Genomic DNA, 20,657 nt, shown 5'->3' on the forward strand with positions numbered 1-20,657 from the left:
AACCACAGCCTTTTTTAGCTGTGGTTTTTTTATGCTTAAAGCGCTTTAAAGACAATTTTTGTTTTTTGCTAGCACATTATTCAGTAATTTAACTTTCATTATTATTTGATTATCTAAAAGATTTGCAGTGAGAATCAATTCTAATCTTAAGAGATCATAATTAGTCGTTATTCAGATTTTATTAATTAAAAATAAGAACCATCATGACAAGTCAGGAAAAAGCCCAGCAGTGGTTAGACAGTAAAGCTGTGGATGAGGCTACTAAAAAACAGATAAGAGATTTACAGGAAAATAATAAAGAAGAATTTGAAGAATCTTTTTATAAAGATTTAGAATTTGGAACTGGTGGTTTGCGTGGCATAATGGGAGTTGGGAGTAACCGTATGAATAAATACACCTTAGGGATGGCTACTCAAGGTTTAAGTAATTACTTGAACAAAACATTTAAAGAACAAGGTGTTTCTGTGGCAATTGCTCACGATTGTAGAAATAATGCAGATGAATTTGCTAATGTTGTGGCAGATGTTTTTACAGCTAATGATATAAAAGTATTCTTTTTTGAAGCTTTAAGACCAACGCCAGAATTATCATTTGCTATTCGTCATTTAGGCTGTAAAAGTGGTGTAGTGTTAACGGCTTCGCATAATCCGAAAGAATATAATGGTTATAAAGCGTATTGGACAGATGGAGCTCAAATGGTTGCGCCTCACGATATGAATGTGATGAATGAAGTTCAATCTATCTCCTCCATTGATGATGTTTCCTTCGAAAGAAAAGATGCCCTTATTGAATATATAGGAGAAGATTTAGATGAAGCTTATTTAGAAGAAATCAAGAAATTGAGACTATTTCCTGACGCCAGTGAAAATGATAAATCAATTGATATAGTATTTTCTTCCATTCATGGTACAGGAATTACACTAGTGCCTAAAGCATTAGAATCCTTCGGCTTTAAAAATGTACATATCGTAGAAGAACAGTCAGAACCCAATGGAGATTTTCCTACTGTTGTTTATCCTAATCCTGAAGAGAAGGAAGCCATGTCTATGGCATTAGCTAAAGGAAAAGAAGTTGATGCAGATATTGTGATGGCTACAGATCCGGATTCTGATAGGGTAGGGATTGCCATTAAAAATGGGAATAATGAATTTGAATTGCTTAACGGGAATCAAACAGGCTCACTATTAATCTATTATCTGTTAAGTAGATGGAATGATTTAGGAAAATTGGATGGCAATCAATATATCGTTAAAACCATAGTTACTACAGAACTATTTAAAAATATAGCAGAAGCCTACAAAGTAGATTGTTATGATACCCTCACTGGTTTTAAAAATATCGCAGCTGTAATTAGAGAATTAGAAGGTAAGAAAACTTTTATAGGCGGTGGTGAGGAAAGCTATGGCTATATGATTAGTGATTATGTACGCGATAAGGATGCTATTGCTTCCGTTGCAATGATAGCTGAAATGACCTCTTACGTTAAGTCAAAAGGAAAGACTTTATATGATTATCTGATTGAGATGTATCTGAAATTTGGTTTTTATCGGGAGGATTTGGTTTCCATTACTAAGAAAGGTAAATCAGGTAGTGAGGAAATTAAGGCTATGATGACTAGGTTTAGAGAAGAACCCCCTAAAAGCCTTGCAGGGACAAAGGTTTTAAAGGTAAGAGATTATCAGAAGTCAACAATTTTAGATTTAGAGACTGGTAAAAAGTCAAGATTAGATTTTCCAGCATCTAATGTGTTACAATTCTTCCTAGAGGATGGTAGTAAAATTTCTGCAAGACCTTCTGGCACAGAACCTAAGATTAAATTCTATGTGAGTGTGAAGGGGAGCTTAAATTCAAAAGATAGCTTCGAAAGTGATTTTGCTGAATTGGGGAATATCATTAAAGCCTATTTAGATGATTTGGATTTGTAACGCGTACTGAAACTTTGAGTCAATAGGATAGATCTCTTTCTTCACAGAAGTGACGCCCGAGATTTAGTTAGTAGATTTAGATATTTGTTATCATTTGATCTAAGATCTGTGCGTCATTCCTATGAAGACAGGAATCTGTTTGTTTTAACCAAAGGTTAAAAAACCTGTTCGCTTTGAGTTTTTCTTAATCTGCAACAAAAATAACTACCAATTTATGAAAATAGGTCTTATTTCTGATACCCATAGCTTTTGGGATGATAATATTCCCAAATATTTTAAAGATTGTGATGAAATATGGCATGCTGGAGATATAGGTGAAACTGGAGATATAATTGAAAAGCTAGAACAGGTCGCTCCAACACTAGCAGTATTTGGCAACATAGATACCCCTGAATTTCAAAATATATATCCTGAAGATTTATTTTTTGAGCGAGAAGGAGTGAAAATTTTTATGACTCATATAGGAGGGAAGCCTCCAAGCTATAATCCAAGAGTTCGGAAATTAATTGAAGCTGAGAAACCAGATGTTTTTATATGTGGTCATTCCCATATTTTAAGAGCAATGCCTGATAAAAAGCGTAATAATTTACTGTACCTAAATCCTGGAGCTGCAGGTAATCAGGGGTTTCATAAAATCAGAACAATGATGCGCTTTGAAATTAATAATGGAAGAGTGGAGAATTTGGAGGTTGTTGAGCTGGGAAAAAGAGGAGGTAAATGAATTCATTATTATTCGTAATAGAACCCTGGTACTTTTTAGCCTGTTATCAACCATCAATTTTATCATTTCTTTGATAAGAATTATATTTATTTTCCAGTTTCCTTTGTTTAATTAATAGGATATTTTTTAGCGCATCATTTTTAACTGATTTATTAATTGAGCTTTTTTCAGCATTAAAATGGATTCCTTTATTTCATTGTCATCCTTTTCTTGTTCAAACTCTTTTATTAGCTCCTCCTTTTTTTGGACAAGTGATCTGATATCTTCTGAATAACTTATACTCTCTATTGTAATCGTATTAAAAAAAGTTTCAACTTCTAATATTAACCCTGGTAAACCATTCAAATTAAACGGACTATAAGTAATAGGGATTTCGCTAGTAAACCAGGCTATTATTCTATTATTCTTTACCGTAGAAATAGCCTTAGTACAATTTAGGCCTGCAATAGTTTTGTGTTCATTTGTGATTTCCCATTCAAATGAGAAATCTGATGTATTATTTACATAAAAAACATTTTTAAATATGGTTTCTTTCTTATAATAATCCCCTTCATGTTTATACCCAAAGTAAATTACATTTTCAGGCTCTATCCAATATGATTCTTTTCCTTTAATAGGAGTCGTGATTAAAGTGTCTAATGTAAATGTTGCATCCTTAGACATAAAGTCTGACATCAATGTATATTTAAATTTCTTTGTTCTTCTTAATGCAATATCAAATGATTTTGTATCACTTGGTGTTTCTGAATCATGATCGAAATATTCTGTACTATACGGATATAGTATATATTTGGCAATTACTATTTTTTCATTTCCTGCTTGAGGGAAAATGTTATGAATAATTAAAAAGGATAGTAAGAAGATAATTGAATATTTTTTCATCATTTTTAGAATTTTAATTGCACACCTGTTATGATATATCCAAAGGTGTTTGTATTTATGGTTGTAATATTTAGCCCACTGATAGAATTAGTGCTTAAATTTCCGGCTGTATTATTAATATTAAGTAAATTTAGAATTGCGATACCTTTAGTGAAAATCGATATACTTTCATTGAAAGTATATTGATATTTTAGATCCAAATCATTCCTCCTAATTGTTTCCGTTTCTGATTTAAATACTTCATTGTAAAAAAAAGCACTATATATATGATTTCCTTGAGCTTTACTAATAGCTAAGGTATTTTTATTATATTCTATTGAATTGACTTTATTCTGATTTATTTTAATGATGTTGTTTGAAAGATTAGTTAGTAGACTTACTTCAGAAAAAAATAGATCTTGAGGGATAAAGAAAAGGTTTAATTTTGCATCATACTTTTCAGTGCTAAAAGGATAGATTATATTTTCTTGTGCTATTTGATTATTCGAGAAAGTACTTGATAATTCATATCCAAATTGAATTTTGTGATCCTTTCTTGTAAAATAAAAACCTTTAGAATATCTATGTTTTAGAATAAATGATTCTCTTTCATCAAAAATCATTCTGTTATATACATTTATATTTGAATTAAAATCAAATAGATTGGCTTGAGTAAAATTATTGTCAATTGAACCTCCTGCTAGAAAAGAAACGTTTAAGGATTTTGAAATATTAGCAATATTGTAGTCCAATGTTAAATTTTGACTTTGCTGAATGTTTCGCTCACTGATATTGGCTGTTTCTAGTGAAGTGAAATTAATATATAGACTATCTAATGAATTTTGTAAGTTTTCTAAGAGGTAATTGTTTTCGTATGATAATGAAATTGATTTTCTTCCGGAAAATTTATGATTAAATGATGTTGATATAGGATATATTAGCCTGCTGTACTGATAATCTTTAAAAAATATCGATTCTGGTCCAATATTTAAGAAGTAGTTTGATTTTGAATTTTGACCTTTAACAATAAGCGCACCTTTTACATTATAATAATTTCTGTATAATAATTGTGATGAAGTATTAATAAATGAAAAAATTCTGTCTTCATTATTTTTTAAGTTTATATTAAAACCAATATTGAAAAGATTACTTTTTTGGTAAAAAAGTGAAGATGAAAAGTTTGAACTTTTCTTTGTGAAATCAATAGACTGTGATACTTCTCCTAAATCATTTGTAAAAGTATTGTCTGTATCTTCTTTAGTGTGTTCTAAAGTGTTTTCCCAAAGCCAAACCTTATTGAATATTTTTTTTGTGTTTATGCCTGTTGTATATATGAAATTATTGGAATTAAAGAGAGTATTACTTTCGAAGTTTAAAGAAGGGAAAATGGATTTTTCATTATTCCAAATCAACTGATTATCCACTCTATCTATATTAGAGTATATAGATAAAGAGAAATCTTTTGATATTAGAGTTGTTAAAAATATATCTGTATAGACTAGGTTTCCTTTTCGATTATTATTTGTGATTTCTTCTGATACTGGATTCTGATTATTATCAATTAATATCCTGTTTTGTAAGTCTTGATTAGAATTATTAAATCCTATGTTTGCCTGTATTTTTAAATTATCATATTCTTTTTTTACAAGTAAATACGTATTGTTATACTTGTCGCTTCTTACTTCATTTAATCCTTTACTAATTGATGATACATTTTCAGAATAAAAACTTGAGGTATTATTTTGCCTGTTTTTTATCTCATTTGTGTTGTTATTTTTCTCAATTATTGAATTAATGTTTTGAGTTAGGAATACATTAAGTTTGTCTGAAAATAGAAAGCTATTTCCTTCTAATAAATAGGCCTTTTCAATTCCTAATCCAAGTTCAATGATATTTTTTAAAGCACCTTTAAATTTATTCTTTACATTAACATTTAAGACTAATTCATTAAAGTTATCAAAATCAACATTGAACTTATCTTTATAATTATTTATGATTTGAATGTCTTTTATCATCTCATTTGTAATGTTGTCCAATGCTATTGAATTCTGGTTTACAAAAACTTCTTTTTTATTAATAAGTATTTTATTTATCGGAACCCCCATATATTTAAGAGCATTTTCATCTGTCACTTCTATTCCTTCATTGTCCCTGAGTAACTCTTTTAATTTTGAGTTTTTAGAAAATTTTGTAGTATCGTAAACTAGATTTACGGTATCTCTAATTGCAGAGGCATCTACCGTGACTTCTCTTAATGTTTGAGTAGATTTTTGTAAAATTATATTGTAAAAAAATTGATCTTCAGTTATAATCACCTTTTTCTTTTGGTACCCCAAGTAGGAAATTTTTAAAAGCTTTTCTGTAGGTTTTTCTTTAAGATCAAATGAAAACTTACCATTTTCATCAGCAATGGAATAATCTATCACTTTAATGGTATCATTTACTGAGTATAACATAATAGTTGCCCCCATGAGGAATTCATTTTCACTATTTGAAACAATACCTTTTATAACCACAGGCTTTTGAGCCATTAAAGTTGTGCTGGTTAATATAATGAGTAAAAAAAAATATTTCCCTATTCTCATTCTTCAGTAAAATCTTTATAAAAGGCTGTTATGTTCCAAACGATCATAATACTTGCAAAAGATGATAAACCTAATACTATTCCGATTCCCAAATGCATAAGGATAATGTGTATAATCAAAATTCTTTTTAGGTTTTTAAATTTTGAAAATGCTATAAATGGATATGACATTTCCATAATTACTGTTGAGCACGATAACACCAAAAGTATAAATGGACTTAGATATATGAAATCATTTAAATTTGCCATGGATCTCCAAATAGCATTACCGTTCCACCAATTTTTATCCACAGCTTTTGCTAATCCTGATACAAAGTATATTATACTGAGGTGGGTTCTAAGAAAATTTGTTAATGAGAAATAAAAAGGCAATTCATTTGCTGAATTTTGCTTTGTTTTCCATTTATCTAATGAAAATTCTCTTGCCACTGGAAAAATCAAGCAATAGAATAAAGACATGGTAATGAAATTATCATACCCATAGTTGAAATTGCTTATAGAGCGATATAAAATGATTTGAAATATTATTGCAAAAAATATAGACTTATTCTTATGAAATCCTAAACCGCTGGAAATAAGTGCTGTTATGTATAGAATAGCAATAATTGAAATAAATGTACTGATTCTGATATTATTGCTAATTAAAAAATCAAATAGGGGTTTGAGAAAATTGTAGTATTCAGTTTCAATCAGCCCTAATTCCCATGGTATAAGTGAAGTATCTGAAATAAATATATTTAAATCAATCCAAACTGAGCTAAAATCAATTAATGCTATAAGCACTACTGAAATTCTAAATAATGCAATGGATTTATAGTAATCTAGGTTTATATCAGATAAAAAAGTTTTATAGTTCAAACTCAATGCTTTCATAAACTCCTATTCTTTTTGTTTTATTATAATTATTGTCTTCCCATATATCCGATGGCATAAGTGAGTATAAAATGACATTGTAAAATTTACACTCATCTGTTTTTCTGGCTTCAGATAATCCTATATTTTTAAAGATTTTCTCTACATATAACTGCCTTATTTCTAGGAGTTTAGGGTCTTCTGTGTTTGGGAAATTTTTATTTTCAACTATATAATTCGCCATTTTTGAAGCAAGCACCTCAAATCTGGCTAAGTTGTTTTGGTTTTTAAATCCAAAGGTTTTCGTTTTCCTAATCAAATTCTTATCTCCATCGTATAGCTCTACGGTAAAAAATTTATGGGTAGCAACATTGATTCCATAAAAACCATAACCTGTATTGGTCCCAGTAAATATTGTGTAAATATGATAGGCAGGATTATTAGTTATACTCTTGATAGTTAAGTTGATAGCAGTCAGCTTTTTTTTATCAAAGTTGTTGAAATCCAAAAAAGAATTGATAACAGAAGTAAGTGATATTATAAAAATAAGTCCGAAATGAATGAAATAATATATTTTAATTTTCATTTTCAAAAAATATATAAAAGAGTTGCCTTATTTATGATAGATAAAGCAACTCTTTTAGTGTATTTAGAATTTCTCCAATGTGTTACTTAAGTCTTCCATTGAAACATTCATTTGCTCAATTGTTTCATAGTCAGTCCAAGATTTTCTCCAACGAGTAAACTTGTCAGGAAAAGTCTCGCTAGATTCCGTGAAATTTTTGGCTGCTAAACTAAATTCTTTAACATCTGTGATTTGAGCATTAACTCCTTTTTCTTCTACATTTCTAAAAGAGAATAATGTTAAGCTAGTCACAGCAATAACTGCGATTATTATTAAGTTTTTCATAATTAGAATTATTTAATAGTTTAAGTTTTAAATAGAATAAGTTTAAAGTCATTTCTATTCAGTTTGCAGACATTCTGCCTTAGGACCATTTGATATAGAAATCTTACATTATAGACAAATCATTTTATTTTACTTCCGTAAGTCGGATGATCATAAATTGTCTCTTTAGGTTTCTATTTGCAGTCTGTTAATATAAAAGCGCTTTTAGAATGCATTAATAAATTTAGGTTTAAATAAAAAACCTTACAAGGAACATGTGTATATACTTTTTGTCATAATGCGAACAAAAATGTGTCAAGTTTCTTGTCAAAAATTGTTGTATGTGTTTATTAAACCGTTCGAAATTGCTTTATGAACAAGGTGAGGTGAGTTTTTGGCTTCAAATTTTTTACAAAGCTTTCTTTTCTTTGCGGTAACTATATGCTGGGTAATTTGTAAATCATCAGCTATCTCTTGGCTAGTTTTTCCTAATGCTATTAATCTTATTAATTCTAAGTCTTTTTTTTCAATCTTATTTGAAAATGAAACATCATTATTAGGATAAATTATCTCTTTAATAATTTGATCTTTTATTCCGTCAGATAGATAGTGATTTCCTGTACTTAAATATTCAATTACTTCTTTTATTTCAAATGAACTGCATTCGTTTCTGTTTAAAACTGCGTTTACACCAGAATAAAATAGAGTCTTCACATAATTTTGATTATAATTTTCTGCATGAATAATAATTTTTATTCTTTGGTTCTGTTTTTTAATTGATTTGATGCATTCTAAATTTAAATCTTCAGTTCCTTTTGTAATACCCATAACAATTATATCTGGAATCTCTTTCTGTAATTCTATGGATAATAAATCAGTGCAATTAACTACTATGATTTTAGAAACTTGATTCATAGATGTCAATTTAGAATGTATGGATTCTGAAATTAGAGGTGAATGTTCAGCAATAATTATTGATAGTTTTTTATCTGTTAGTGTCATTTCTTAGGGGGTTCTGGTTGAAATAATTGGTATTTTAGTTATTCTACCTATAAGTTAATTTTAAAAATCGATTTTCTTACTAAAAAGTTAAAAAGTATTAATTAATAATAAAATATGGATTGGAATATATTGATGCTCTTATTTTTACGGTTAGAAAATAGGTTTCAATTCTTGATCAACTTTAAGATCAGTGTCTTTTAAAGGTTAAAAAAATTATTCTTTTATGACTTCAAGTTGCCAAATGCAAGTCCTAAGAATATAAACGGGATTTTTATTAGTTAGTGTGGAAAGCAACTTCGAAAGAAGGTTTGAACGATTTCTCTTAAGGAAATAATACTAAGGTTTTTCATAAAATCAGAACAATGATGCGCTTTGAAATTAATAATGGAAGAGTGGAGAATTTGGAGGTTGTTGAGCTGGGAAAAAGAGGATAGAAGCAATTTAAAAACAATATTTCAGATTGAGACCTAAGCTATGATATCTAACAGAACTTGTATAGGGTCCATTCCCACCTGAGTTTATTATCAATATTCTGCGTAAGTAAGACAGTCCTCTATCATAATGAAAACCTATTGAAAGTTGTTCATTCAAAAGGTAGTTTAATCCTATGGTTCCTAATAGGTTGAAATTTACCCCTTCATCAATGACATATGCTCCATCGAAAGTTCTTCTTTCAAAAAAATGTTGAAAGAAGTAGCGTAATTCTGTACCAGCCAAAATTTTCCATTTCTCTGTGATATTAAAACCTAGTTGAGGTTGCACACCTATGAAATATCTAGTTTTAGCCAAAGATTGATCTATGAAATCGATCTCATCGTAATATTTAAGAAAAGTGTCTAAACCCGAAACATTACCACTATTAAAGTATGCTTGCAATCTATTTTCGTATGGGATTCCTAAAATAACGCCTCCATTGATACCAAAAGAAATATCAATAAGTTTATTTAAATGATAATCAAATCCGTTCTCTAATTGAAATTCTGAGGTTTTATAATCTTTAATATGTAGGCTACTTTTAAAATCAACCACTTTGTACTTTATCGTAAAATAGTTATTAATGGCTCTATTTTGACTTTTCAAGGAAGGGAATTCTTGAGATAATAATTGAAAACTCAGAAGAGTTAAAACGATAAGGTTGAAATACGTTTTCATATAGTATTGTATATAATGAATATACAATAATTTGAATTAAATAAAAAAGGGAACCCAATGGATTCCCTTTACTTTAATGTCTTAATTGATGAAGCTTATTCTTCAGAATTACCTTCTTCAGTATCTTCTTGTAAACCTTCAATCAATTCCTCATTACCAGCCTCTTCTGTAGTACCTTCAGTATTCTGTTCACCTTCTGTGGCAGGTAGTAAACCTTCTTGTCCTCCACTTTCCATACCAGGTAGTAAAGTCTCATCTTGTACTTTTTCCATGTTAGGACTAGTAAAACCAGTATCGACAGAAGTACTTTTGATAACAAAAGAAGAAGCTAAACTTAAAACCACTAAACTAATAGCTAATACCCAAGTGATTTTTTCTAATATATCTCCTGTTCTTTTTACACCTACAACCTGACTTGCTCCTGATCCTCCAAATTGGCTAGATAATCCACCACCTTTTGAATTCTGAGCTAATACTACTAATACCAATAAAATGGCAACTAAAATGATTAAAGTAATTAATAATGTTAACATGTATTTATGATTGTTTTTTTAATTCATCAATAATTTCGACAAAGTACGTCTTTTTTTGTGGAAATTTCCAAATTAATTTCTTGTAAATATCGATGGCCTTCTGCTTTCTGCCTTGTTTTATCATCAATTTTGCCAAAGTTTCAGAAACTACATCATCAGAAAGGTTAGTACTGCTGGCTGAAAGGTCCTCTGCTTCTTGTTTATTTGATTGATTATCAGAATCAATTCTTCTAGTTAGAACAGGTTCATTCTCAATAAAATTGTTAATGATATCTAATTGTTCTTTCTTATGGGAATCACTAATTTTTAATTCCTTTCTAGCTCTAATTTCTTGAATTAAATCTACCTCTTCATTTTTGTTTTTTTTTGTTGTTTCGCTTTCAGACTTTTTAGTAGATGACTTTGCCTTTGCTGAGCTAGTTTTTTTTTCTTCAACGCTAGGTTTCTTAGATGCAATAGTTTTTTTAACCGTTGAGGAGGTTTTTTTAGCAGTATTGCTTTTTGCAGATGTGCTTGCTGCTTTAGTTTTTCCAGTATTGCTTTTCTTTGCTGTGGAGGGTTTCTTAGCAGTTGTTTTTTTCGGACTAGAAGCTTTTTTCGTAGTATTTTTAGTCGAACTCGTCTTCTTAGTCCCTCTGGTTTTTGGTTTTTCTTCCAGAGATTCTATTCTTTCTAAGGTTTTAAGATAATTTTCCTTCTCGGCTTTCAGTTCTTCCATTTCTTTCATCAGTTCAGAAAAGAATGAATCAGGTAAGTGAGAATCTATAAGGGGTTCAGTCGCTTCTATTTTATTTTTACCCTCAGTAGGAGAAGTAGGAATTACTTCCTTTTTAGTTTCACTATTAGCATTAGTTTTTGGTTCATCAGTATGACTCTGAGGACTTTTTGTTTTTAATTTTACTTCTTTAACTTCAGTTTTATCAGTATTTACTTCTTCAAAATCGGTTGTTAAAATTTCCTTAAGATGCTTTCTGTCTAAAACACCAATAGCGGCTGATTGTGTGTATTTTTTTTCCTTTGCAGGAGCAAATTTTTTAGAACCTAATGTAATAAGAGGAAATATCGCTTGGAAATAAGGAAACTCTTGCTTCAATTTCAATAAGGAATTGAAGTCATTTTCATCTAATTTTTCTGGTTGATTAATAAGGGTTGTAAGCCTTTGTTTTTCCACTTGGTTCTATTTTAAAGAATTTAAATTAACAAAAAATTACCAATTTGCTACAGTTGCGTTAAATATATCTATAATGATTTGATCTGAGATTGTCTCAATTAGTTGGTCTTCTACTGCAGTTAAAGTAGTTGAAGTAGCATCAAAATCTTCATAGAAGGAGAAAGACTTATTATTGAAATTAAACACTTCATCTTTTGTATTTACATATGTAACGGATACCGAAATGGTCAACCTTTGCGCTCCAGCTGCATCCGCTAGATTAGGATTGCCTGATGAAGTTACGGCTATTGGTTGTACTCTATAACCTGTTATGGAACCTTCTAATTGTAAATCACCATTACTTTCAACTAATTCTAAGCTTGTATTCTGTTGGTAGTAATCTCTAATTTCTTCTGTAAAAGTTTGCTGCAGATTTGGAGGTCCATTTCCAGAATCATTATAAAAATACTGGATAGACATAGTTTTTATGTCAGGTGAAATAGATGCTCCTGTAAAGCTGTATACCCCACAGCTTGAAGTAAATACTGCTGTGAAAATGAAGATTATTAAACTCCTAAAGGTCATATTGTTTGATTTTTCTGTATAACGTACGTTCAGATATCCCCAAATCTCGTGCCGCGTATTTTCTTTTATTTTGATTTTTTGATAGTGCCCTTTGAATCATTTCTTTTTCCTTCTTTTCTAAGGACAACGATTCTTCCTCTATTTCATGCTCTGCATCCTGATATTCTTCTAAATTATAACTATCGGATGAAGAATCATCATGTTTGCTGCTATCTAACAAAAATGGAGTTCTGATGCCTTCTTCATTTTCCTTAAACTCATTTGGTTTCACTTCAAATAAGCCCTCATGATCTTTTATGATCTCTTCTCCATAATTTTCATTCTTCAAAACATTATGTACCAGTTTTTTCAGTTCTTCAACATCATTCCGCATGTCAAAGAGTATTTTATACAAAATGTCGCGTTCTGAAAAATTATCTTTACCACCAGATGAGCTATCATTGCTTTTGTAAATAGCAGGCATCATATTCCCTTCTTGAGGCAAATATTTAAGCAATATTTCTTTATTGACTTCTCTTTCCATTTCGAGTAAAGAAATCTGCTCAGCTATATTTTTTAACTGTCTGATATTGCCAGGATACCTAAAGGCTAATAATGCCTCTTTAGCGTCTTCAGTCAGTTTAATTGGGTTTACGTGATGCTTTTCTGCAAAGTCAGAGGTGAATTTTCTGAATAATAATTCAATATCATTTCCTCTCTCTCTCAAAGGAGGAACAAAAATAGGGACTGTATTTAATCGATAATAAAGGTCTTCTCTAAACTTACCTTTTTCCACCGCCTGAATAAGGTTTACGTTGGTTGCTGCAACAACTCTAACATCTGTCTTAACTACTTTAGATGAACCTACTCTAATAAATTCACCATTTTCTAAAACCCTTAATAATCTTGACTGAGTTGGAAGTGGCATTTCTCCAATTTCATCTAAAAAGATAGTTCCTCCGTCAGTAACCTCAAAATAACCTTTTCTTGAATCATAAGCTCCTGTAAAAGAGCCTTTTTCATGGCCGAATAATTCTGAGTCAATAGTACCTTCAGGAATAGCTCCACAGTTTACTGCGATGAATTGTCCGTGCTTTCTTGCGCTTAGCTGATGAATAATCTTAGAGAATGATTCTTTACCTACACCACTTTCACCTGTAATTAATACAGTCATATCCGTAGGGGCAACTTGCATCGCTACCTTTATGGCAAAATTTAGGTGATCAGAGTTGCCTATGATACCGAATCTATTTTTGATAGTTTGTATATCCAAAGCTTAAATATTTAAACCGCTTTACCAATTAAGGTGGCTCCAGTACATTCTTCTACAAATACATTTACATAATCCCCTTTTTTGTAATTTTCTCTTGGGAAAACCACAACTTTATTGGCTGAATTCCTTCCTTGTAATTGTTCTTCAGATCTTTTGGAAGTTCCTTCAACTAGTACCTTGTGAACTTTATTTAAATCAAGTTTATTTCTCTCTAAAGAATGCTGACTTTGTTTATTAATAACTTCTTGAAGCCTTCTTTTCTTGGTTTCTAATGGAATATCATCCTCATACCTTTTTTCTGCTAAAGTTCCTGGTCTTTCAGAATAAAAGAACATATATGAAAAGTCGTATTTTACATAATCCATCAAGCTTAAAGTGTCTTGATGTTCTTCCTCAGTTTCTGAACAGAAACCCGTGATCATATCTGATGAAATACCACATTCTTCACCTAAGATATCTCTAATAGCATCTACTCTGTTGATGTACCATTCTCTATCGTAAGTACGGTTCATCATTTTAAGAATACGAGAATTACCACTTTGGGCAGGTAGGTGTATATAATTACAGATATTCTCATACTTCTTTATAGTATGTAAGACTTCATCCGTAATATCTTTAGGGTGAGAAGTTGAGAATCTAACTCTTAAATCTGGTGATACTTTAGCCACCATTTCAATTAGATTGGCGAAGTTAATGATTTCAACCTCTTCTTTTTTCTCTAGTTTTTCTAATCGAGCCTTATTATTTAGTTCTGGTGACCATTTGTATGAATCAACATTCTGACCTAATAAGGTAACTTCTCTAAAACCTCTGTCAAATAAATCCTGAGCTTCCTGAACTATTGAGTACGGATCTCTACTTCTTTCTCTACCTCTTGTGAAAGGTACTACACAGAAAGAACACATATTGTCGCATCCTCTCATGATTGATATGAAAGCTGTTACGCCATTAGAATTTAATCTTACTGGGCTAATATCTGCATACGTTTCTTCTCTACTTAAGAAAGTATTGACTGCTTTTTCACCTTCATCAACTGTCTTAACTAAGTTAGGTAGATCTCGATATGAATCAGGCCCTGCTACGATATCCACTATCTTTTCTTCCTCAAGTAGCTTGGTTTTTAATCTTTCAGCCATGCAGCCTAATACGCCAATCTGCATTTCAGGCTTTTTAGCTTTGATTTTATTGAATTCTGTAAGTCTTTTCCTAACGGTTAATTCTGCTTTCTCACGAATTGAACAGGTGTTAAGAAAAACAACATCTGCTGAGTTAAAATCATTGGTGGTGTCAAAACCATTATCTTTCATAATGGAGGTCACAATCTCACTATCAGAGAAATTCATTTGACATCCATAACTTTCTATATATAATTTACGGCTTTTGCCAGTATCTTCTTCTTTTGAAACTTGTACTGCACAAGATTCATCCGTTTTTGTATCTTCAGAAATGATGTCCAAATCTTTAATCAAATCACTCATATTTACTATTTCTAAAGGGCTTTTTTTGTAAAATTTTATAAAAGGCAAAGGTAGCCAATTATTCTGGAAAATGACATAATGGCAGTGGATTTTCGGTTTCTTTTTATGAAAAATACTGCATTACAGTTTTAAGGTTCTTTCAATAGCTTTTGCTTTCAATAAGCATTCATCATATTCAGCCTCCGGATCAGCATCATAGGTAATGGCACTTCCAACTTCATAATTGAGCTTTTTAAGCTTTTCATCATAATAGATACTTCTTATTAGTACATTGAAATCAAATTCATTCAAACCATTGAAGTAACCAATGCTTCCAGAAAAAACATTTCTTTTACTATTCTCATAATCCTCTATTAGCTGCATGGCTCGAATTTTTGGTGCACCTGTCATACTTCCCATTGGAAACGCGTTTTCAATGACTTTAACAGGATGAATTTCTTTTTTCTTTTTGGAGGATATTGTACTGATCATTTGATGAACCTGTTGAAAGCTATAGATACTAAATATTTCATCTACTTTTACTGATCCACTTTCTGATGATTTAGCCAAATCATTTCTGACCAAATCAACTATCATCATGTTCTCAGCTCTTTCTTTTTCACTTTCAAACAGCTGTTTTTTAAGGAATTCATCCTCATTTTTGCTAGTCCCTCTTTTTGCAGTCCCTTTAATGGGTTGGCTAATTATTTTTGAGTCCTTTAATTTAATAAATCGTTCTGGCGATGCTGAAATTATATATTGATGATCCAGTTTTAAAAATGAGCCAAAGGGTGCTGGAGAGTTATTGCATAATTCATTAAAGACATGAAAGGGATCTAAATCTTTTACATCTACTGAAAAGTTAATGCAATAATTAATTTCATAAATATCTCCCTCTTCGATATGGTTTTTTAGTTTCTTAACTGTGTTTATATACTCATCTCTTGAGGTCCAGCTTTTTAATTTCCCAACTAAAGATCCATGGTATTGAGGATCAATATCCTTTTCAATACTTTTTTCAATTTGCTCTTTAAATCTTTGAGCAAATTCAGATTTAATTAGGATATCGCCTTGATGGAACTCAATAATACATTCAGCTTTGAAAAACTGCATGGGAAGCCAGTCAATATAAGATTCATTTTTACTTTTTAAATTCTCTAATTCATTTTTCAAATCATATCCTAAATAGCCATACAATTTATGAGTAGGATTATCAGTCAGATACTCTTCTAATGATTTGAAATAGGGTGCCGATAGATTAAGTTTTTGATTTCCAACTGCGATGCATTTTGGAAATGCCCCAAAAGGATATTGCTCAGTCTGTTGAGGAAGAAAAGCTGCTACATATTTAAAGGATTTGCTCCATTCTAGTAGCTTCAGCCAAATACTTTTATCGTTCTTTATTTTTATTCTAACTTCTTTCAACCAAACTATTTTTGGCAAAATTGCATAAAAAAAGGCTGCTATAAAATATTAGCAGCCTTAACTATTATTAATTTATTGTTGAATTACATGCTTTCAGCAGAAGCATCAACATTAAATCCAACTCCAACCGTATTATAAATAAATCTATCTTTTGCTTTATCTACAGCCTGAGATTCATCCCCGTACATTAAACCCCATTTAGTTCTATCAATGCTGAAGTTAGTAAATGCTTTCACACCATTGTCAGAAACTTCAACTTTAGCAGGTACAGTAATAGCTAATGTTTTACCTCTCATTGTTAAATTTCCAGTTACCTCATGAGTAGCACCTTCTAACTCATAATCAGGTAGCTCCATAATTCTTTCGTCTTCTCCTGGCTGTTGCATATCATTTTGATATGAAGTATAACCCGCAGCTGCTTTTTCGGTAGTTAATGGTTTTACAGATACTAATTCGAAAGTAACATTAGGATGATTTGCCGCATCAAAAAAGTCATCAGATTGTAAGTGACCAACTAATTTTTGATGATTTTCTTCATCATCTTTTAAGTCAGCAACTGTAATTTGATTCAAGTCAAATACAAATTTACCTCCAGTTATTTCACCATCTTTAACTGTAATTGAACCATCAGTTAATGCAATATTTCCATAGTGTCTGCCTGTTGGCTTAGTACCTACGAATTCCATTTTAGCTTGATCACCAGAAACTTTGATATCCATTCCTTGAGCTTCTTTTACTTCTTCAGCTTCGCTTACTTTGGCTTCATCTCCTTTTGGATTTGAAGTACATGCTACTGCCATTACAATGGCTAATGCTAATGCGCTTGTTGTTTTTAAAATTTTCATAGATTAGTGGTTTTTAATTGATTCAACCGAATAACGATTTAACTTTTATAAAGTTTATGATTTTTTCAAAAATAATACATAATCATTAAATGTGTATACATAGATCAAAATATAACAATAAAAAATGGGTATAATTAAAGAGTGTGAAGGCAAAACTCCTAAAATTGGAGAGAATACTTACATAGCGGATAATGCCGTAATTGTAGGAGATGTTAAAATCGGTAAAAATTGTTCCGTATGGTGGAGTGCTGTAATACGAGGCGATGTTAATTCAATAGAAATAGGAGATGAAAGTAATATTCAAGATGGGGCAGTCATACATTGTACGTATCAAAAAGCCGCAACAAAGATTGGTAATAAGGTATCAATTGGTCATAAGGCTATTGTACATGGCTGTACTGTAGAAGATTCAGCTCTTGTGGGAATGGGAGCAATCGTTATGGATCATGCAGTAGTACAGACAGGATCTATAGTGGCAGCTGGTGCTGTAGTGCTTGAGAATACAATTGTAGAATCAGGTTATATATATGCAGGTGTTCCAGCAAAGAAAGTAAAAAAAATCGAAGGGGACTTGTCACAAATATTTGACAGAACAGCCAAAAATTACACCTTATATAAAACATGGTTTGAAGATTAAGCCTCAGATACATGAGGTTAACATGTAAATACTCTGCATGACTACTATTTTTGACAACAATTCAATATTGCTCTATATTGGAGCGCATTTTGATCTTCTGTGGAATTTTGAAGTGCGTATGGAAACGAAAAAATATAAAAATGAAAAATTCTAAAATAGTAGGTTTAGGTCATGCTGTGCCTCAAACAGTAGTGACTAATGATGATATTGCTAGTTGGATTGATACTACAGATGAGTGGATTACTGAAAGAACTGGAATTAAAGAAAGAAGGTTTTTTGATCCGGAAATAGAAGAATCTTTAGCGAAAATGGCTAAAAAAGCTGCTGATATGGCGCTTAAAAATGCAAAAATGAATAAAGATGATATTGATTTTATAATTTTTGCCAGTATTACTCCAGATTACTTTTTTCCAGGCTCAAGTGTTTTGTTGCAGCGTGAACTGGGCATGGGAACAGTAGGTTGTCTGGATATTAGAAATGCATGTTCTGGTTTTGTATACAGTTTATCCGTTGCGGACCAATTCATTAAAACGGGAATGTATAAAAATATCATGGTTGTAGGGGGAGAGATTCAATCGACAGCTATCGATATGTCAGATAGAGGAAGGTCTACAGCTGTTATTTTTGGAGATGGAGTAGGGGTTGCCATTATGAGTGCCACTGAGGAACAAGGAGTTCTTTCAACTCATCTGCATGCTGAAGGCACTTATGCAGAGGAATTATATGTGAAAGATCCGGGAAGTAGTAGACCAAGAGAGGAAAGACAGCCGGAGCAAATATTAGACACATCTGGATATAAAGTTTACATGAATGGAAATATGGTATTTAAACATGCTGTAGTCCGTTTTCAAGAAGTAATTAATGAAGCTTTAGAAGCAAATGGGTTAAGTGCTTCAGATATTGATATGTTAGTGCCTCATCAAGCAAACTTAAGAATTTCTAAGTTTATTCAGTCTAAAATGGGGTTGTCTGATGATAAAGTGTTTAACAATATTCAGAAGTATGGAAATACAACAGCCGCTTCTATTCCCATTGCACTAAGTGAAGCTTGGCATGAAGGCAAAGTGAAAGAAGGTGATCTTGTATGTTTAGCAGCTTTTGGTAGCGGATTTACTTGGGGCTCTGCTTTAATAAGATGGTAATATTCTTAAAATAAATATTATTAATCTATTGTAAAATTATTAGATTTAAGAAAAATCAAGAAAGAATATGATTACTCAGCAATATAACCCAAGTCAACTTGAGGTGGAAATAGCTAAAGCTATAAAAGAATTAGCCCCAGAAATTGAATCAAAATTAAGCCAATTTAAGGTGGTATCGGTTGATGATAATATTCATGCTGATAACCCTGTGGTCAAAATAAAATTTAATGATAATGATAATGATCCTCATGAGGTCATTCTGAAAATCATTCAAAAACCTGATCAGCAATAAATCGATTGCAAAGGTGGATTAATTTAATTCACCTTTTTTATTATGTCATTATTTACAACGCAAGAACTCGACTTAGCATCAGACCCTACTATTCTTCTTATCAAATATAGGATGATGGAAAAAGTTTGGGATTACCTTGAAGAAATTCACAAGGAGTTTCGAACTCATTTGAAAAAAATATCAACTCATATTCCAAAAGAGATCAATTTAAATCACGGCAAAATTTCTAAAGGCGAAAATTATAAACGATTGCCTTATTCCATTTTAGATTATCCAGCTTATTTTTCTAAGGAAGATATTTTTGCATACCGGACTATGTTTTATTGGGGGAATTTTTTCTCGTCTACCTTTCACTTGCAAGGTGATTATTTGAATAAATTCGGAGATTTATTCATAGATCATTTTAAATCTGACGAATCTACTTACTTTTGTATCAATAGGAAGCCGTGGGATTACCATTATGAAAAAAGTAATTATGTTAAATTCCATACTTTAAGTTTAACAGAGATATCTGATCATATAGATGAGACTGGCTTTATTAAAATCAGTAAGAAATTTCCTGTAGAAGAGATGCCAGAGAGAAAAGAAGATGTTTTAAGTTTCTTACTAGAAGGACTTGAGTTATTTAAAACAAATTGAAGTTGAGTGGGTTTTTCAAACAAATTTAAAAAAGAAATTATGTTTGGATTATTTAAGAAGAAGTCTGAGAAAGAAAAGCTTAACGATCAATACAAAAAGTTGCTTGAAGAATATCATAAATTAAGCACAATTGATAGGAAAAAGGCAGATATGAAAATGGCTGAAGCTGAAGAAGTAGCCAAAAAAATGGATGCTATTAAAGATTAAATAATAAATGAAATTAGTAAATGCACCTTTTTACCAAGGATACATCGATTTAATTCAAGGTGAGATTGGGAAAGCTCTTGAAGCACAAATTCAAGAGCTTACCCTTATGATTAGTAATATTCCTGAAAGTAAATGGCATTACAAATATGAAGCTGGTAAATGGACTGTAGCTCAGCTAATCCGACATTGTATAGATACGGAGAGAATTATGGCATTTCGAGCATTATCTTTGAGTAGAGATGAAAATGCAATTTTGCCAGGATATGCTGAAAATGATTATGCTGCAGCTTCAGAATATTCTAGCTTGAATCAATTAAAAATGGCAGATGAGTATTATCATTTAAGAAAATGTAATTTGTCCTTATTTCAAACAATGCCTAATAAGATTTTATCAATTGAAGGTGAAGCTGATGGTAAACCAATTTCGGTTTTAAGTTTATGGTATATTATAGCAGGACACTGGAAGCACCATCAAAATATTTTAAATAAAAGATATTTGTAATCAAA

Annotated in this window: 22 protein-coding genes; 8 read left to right on the forward strand and 14 right to left on the reverse strand. The window is 31.1% G+C overall.

The annotated features are described in order from the left end of the window. The first annotated feature begins 203 nt into the window (after positions 1 to 203). On the forward strand, positions 204 to 1,925 hold the full coding sequence (locus QYS48_RS13785) for a phospho-sugar mutase (protein WP_308356415.1): 1,722 nt from the start codon (positions 204 to 206) through the stop codon (positions 1,923 to 1,925). A 214-nt stretch (positions 1,926 to 2,139) separates the two neighbouring features. Beyond that, positions 2,140 to 2,646, forward strand: a complete 507-nt coding sequence (locus tag QYS48_RS13790; RefSeq protein ID WP_308356416.1) for a metallophosphoesterase family protein — start codon at positions 2,140 to 2,142, stop codon at positions 2,644 to 2,646. Positions 2,647 to 2,772: 126 nt separating this feature from the next. On the opposite strand, the gene QYS48_RS13795 is transcribed toward QYS48_RS13790, so the two are convergent. The 14 genes from QYS48_RS13795 to QYS48_RS13860 form a co-directional block, all read right to left on the reverse strand. Next, positions 2,773 to 3,531 carry a GLPGLI family protein gene (locus QYS48_RS13795; RefSeq protein WP_308356417.1) on the reverse strand — a complete coding sequence of 253 codons (759 nt, stop codon included), beginning with the start codon at positions 3,529 to 3,531 and terminating at the stop codon, positions 2,773 to 2,775. Between the two features lie 2 nt (positions 3,532 to 3,533). Further along, positions 3,534 to 6,038, reverse strand: coding sequence for a hypothetical protein (locus tag QYS48_RS13800; protein WP_308356418.1), 2,505 nt, complete (start codon positions 6,036 to 6,038; stop codon positions 3,534 to 3,536). A 50-nt stretch (positions 6,039 to 6,088) separates the two neighbouring features. Continuing rightward, complete coding sequence (locus QYS48_RS13805) at positions 6,089 to 6,964, reverse strand: hypothetical protein (protein ID WP_308356419.1); 876 nt, start codon at positions 6,962 to 6,964, stop codon at positions 6,089 to 6,091. Further along, entirely contained in the window at positions 6,939 to 7,529 is a 591-nt protein-coding gene (locus tag QYS48_RS13810) for a hypothetical protein (protein ID WP_308356420.1), read from the reverse strand. The genes QYS48_RS13805 and QYS48_RS13810 overlap by 26 nt, the downstream gene beginning before the upstream one ends. Positions 7,530 to 7,592: 63 nt before the next feature. Beyond that, entirely contained in the window at positions 7,593 to 7,853 is a 261-nt protein-coding gene (locus QYS48_RS13815) for a hypothetical protein (protein WP_302101152.1), read from the reverse strand. Between the two features lie 306 nt (positions 7,854 to 8,159). Further along, the gene (locus tag QYS48_RS13820) at positions 8,160 to 8,747 is read right to left on the reverse strand and encodes a LuxR C-terminal-related transcriptional regulator (protein WP_308356421.1); all 588 of its coding nucleotides are present in this window, start codon (positions 8,745 to 8,747) and stop codon (positions 8,160 to 8,162) included. Between the two features lie 528 nt (positions 8,748 to 9,275). Further along, positions 9,276 to 9,986, reverse strand: coding sequence for a hypothetical protein (locus tag QYS48_RS13825; RefSeq protein WP_308356422.1), 711 nt, complete (start codon positions 9,984 to 9,986; stop codon positions 9,276 to 9,278). Positions 9,987 to 10,081: 95 nt separating this feature from the next. Further along, complete coding sequence (gene secG / locus QYS48_RS13830; RefSeq protein ID WP_308356424.1) at positions 10,082 to 10,519, reverse strand: preprotein translocase subunit SecG; 438 nt, start codon at positions 10,517 to 10,519, stop codon at positions 10,082 to 10,084. Between the two features lie 4 nt (positions 10,520 to 10,523). Further along, positions 10,524 to 11,690: a hypothetical protein gene (locus QYS48_RS13835; protein ID WP_302101148.1), complete on the reverse strand. Its 1,167-nt coding sequence runs from the start codon at positions 11,688 to 11,690 to the stop codon at positions 10,524 to 10,526. Positions 11,691 to 11,726: 36 nt separating this feature from the next. After that, a complete protein-coding gene (locus QYS48_RS13840) occupies positions 11,727 to 12,254 on the reverse strand; it encodes an LptE family protein (protein ID WP_308356425.1) in 528 nt (175 codons plus the stop codon). Then, a complete protein-coding gene (locus QYS48_RS13845) occupies positions 12,244 to 13,506 on the reverse strand; it encodes a sigma-54 dependent transcriptional regulator (protein ID WP_308356426.1) in 1,263 nt (420 codons plus the stop codon). The genes QYS48_RS13840 and QYS48_RS13845 overlap by 11 nt, the downstream gene beginning before the upstream one ends. Before the next feature lie 11 nt (positions 13,507 to 13,517). After that, positions 13,518 to 14,984: a tRNA (N6-isopentenyl adenosine(37)-C2)-methylthiotransferase MiaB gene (miaB, locus tag QYS48_RS13850; protein WP_308356427.1), complete on the reverse strand. Its 1,467-nt coding sequence runs from the start codon at positions 14,982 to 14,984 to the stop codon at positions 13,518 to 13,520. 120 nt (positions 14,985 to 15,104) lie between these two features. Next, complete coding sequence (gene pabB, locus QYS48_RS13855) at positions 15,105 to 16,388, reverse strand: aminodeoxychorismate synthase component I (RefSeq protein ID WP_308356428.1); 1,284 nt, start codon at positions 16,386 to 16,388, stop codon at positions 15,105 to 15,107. An 83-nt stretch (positions 16,389 to 16,471) separates the two neighbouring features. After that, the gene (locus QYS48_RS13860) at positions 16,472 to 17,233 is read right to left on the reverse strand and encodes a YceI family protein (protein WP_308356430.1); all 762 of its coding nucleotides are present in this window, start codon (positions 17,231 to 17,233) and stop codon (positions 16,472 to 16,474) included. Between the two features lie 124 nt (positions 17,234 to 17,357). Between QYS48_RS13860 and QYS48_RS13865 the strand changes: the two genes are divergently transcribed. The 6 genes from QYS48_RS13865 to QYS48_RS13890 all read left to right on the forward strand — a co-directional run bounded on the left by QYS48_RS13865 (position 17,358) and on the right by QYS48_RS13890 (position 20,652). Next, a complete protein-coding gene (locus QYS48_RS13865; protein WP_302101143.1) occupies positions 17,358 to 17,870 on the forward strand; it encodes a gamma carbonic anhydrase family protein in 513 nt (170 codons plus the stop codon). Between the two features lie 140 nt (positions 17,871 to 18,010). Beyond that, entirely contained in the window at positions 18,011 to 19,012 is a 1,002-nt protein-coding gene (locus QYS48_RS13870) for a beta-ketoacyl-ACP synthase III (protein ID WP_308356431.1), read from the forward strand. A gap of 67 nt (positions 19,013 to 19,079) precedes the next feature. Beyond that, complete coding sequence (locus QYS48_RS13875) at positions 19,080 to 19,304, forward strand: hypothetical protein (protein ID WP_308356432.1); 225 nt, start codon at positions 19,080 to 19,082, stop codon at positions 19,302 to 19,304. Between the two features lie 42 nt (positions 19,305 to 19,346). Next, the gene (locus QYS48_RS13880) at positions 19,347 to 19,943 is read left to right on the forward strand and encodes a hypothetical protein (protein WP_302101141.1); all 597 of its coding nucleotides are present in this window, start codon (positions 19,347 to 19,349) and stop codon (positions 19,941 to 19,943) included. Between the two features lie 39 nt (positions 19,944 to 19,982). Next, complete coding sequence (locus QYS48_RS13885; RefSeq protein WP_302101140.1) at positions 19,983 to 20,150, forward strand: Lacal_2735 family protein; 168 nt, start codon at positions 19,983 to 19,985, stop codon at positions 20,148 to 20,150. 7 nt (positions 20,151 to 20,157) lie between these two features. Next, the gene (locus tag QYS48_RS13890; RefSeq protein ID WP_302101139.1) at positions 20,158 to 20,652 is read left to right on the forward strand and encodes a DinB family protein; all 495 of its coding nucleotides are present in this window, start codon (positions 20,158 to 20,160) and stop codon (positions 20,650 to 20,652) included. Positions 20,653 to 20,657: the final 5 nt, after the last annotated feature.

The sequence above is a fragment of the Marivirga arenosa genome, from assembly GCF_030503895.2.
Classification (GTDB): domain Bacteria; phylum Bacteroidota; class Bacteroidia; order Cytophagales; family Cyclobacteriaceae; genus Marivirga; species Marivirga arenosa.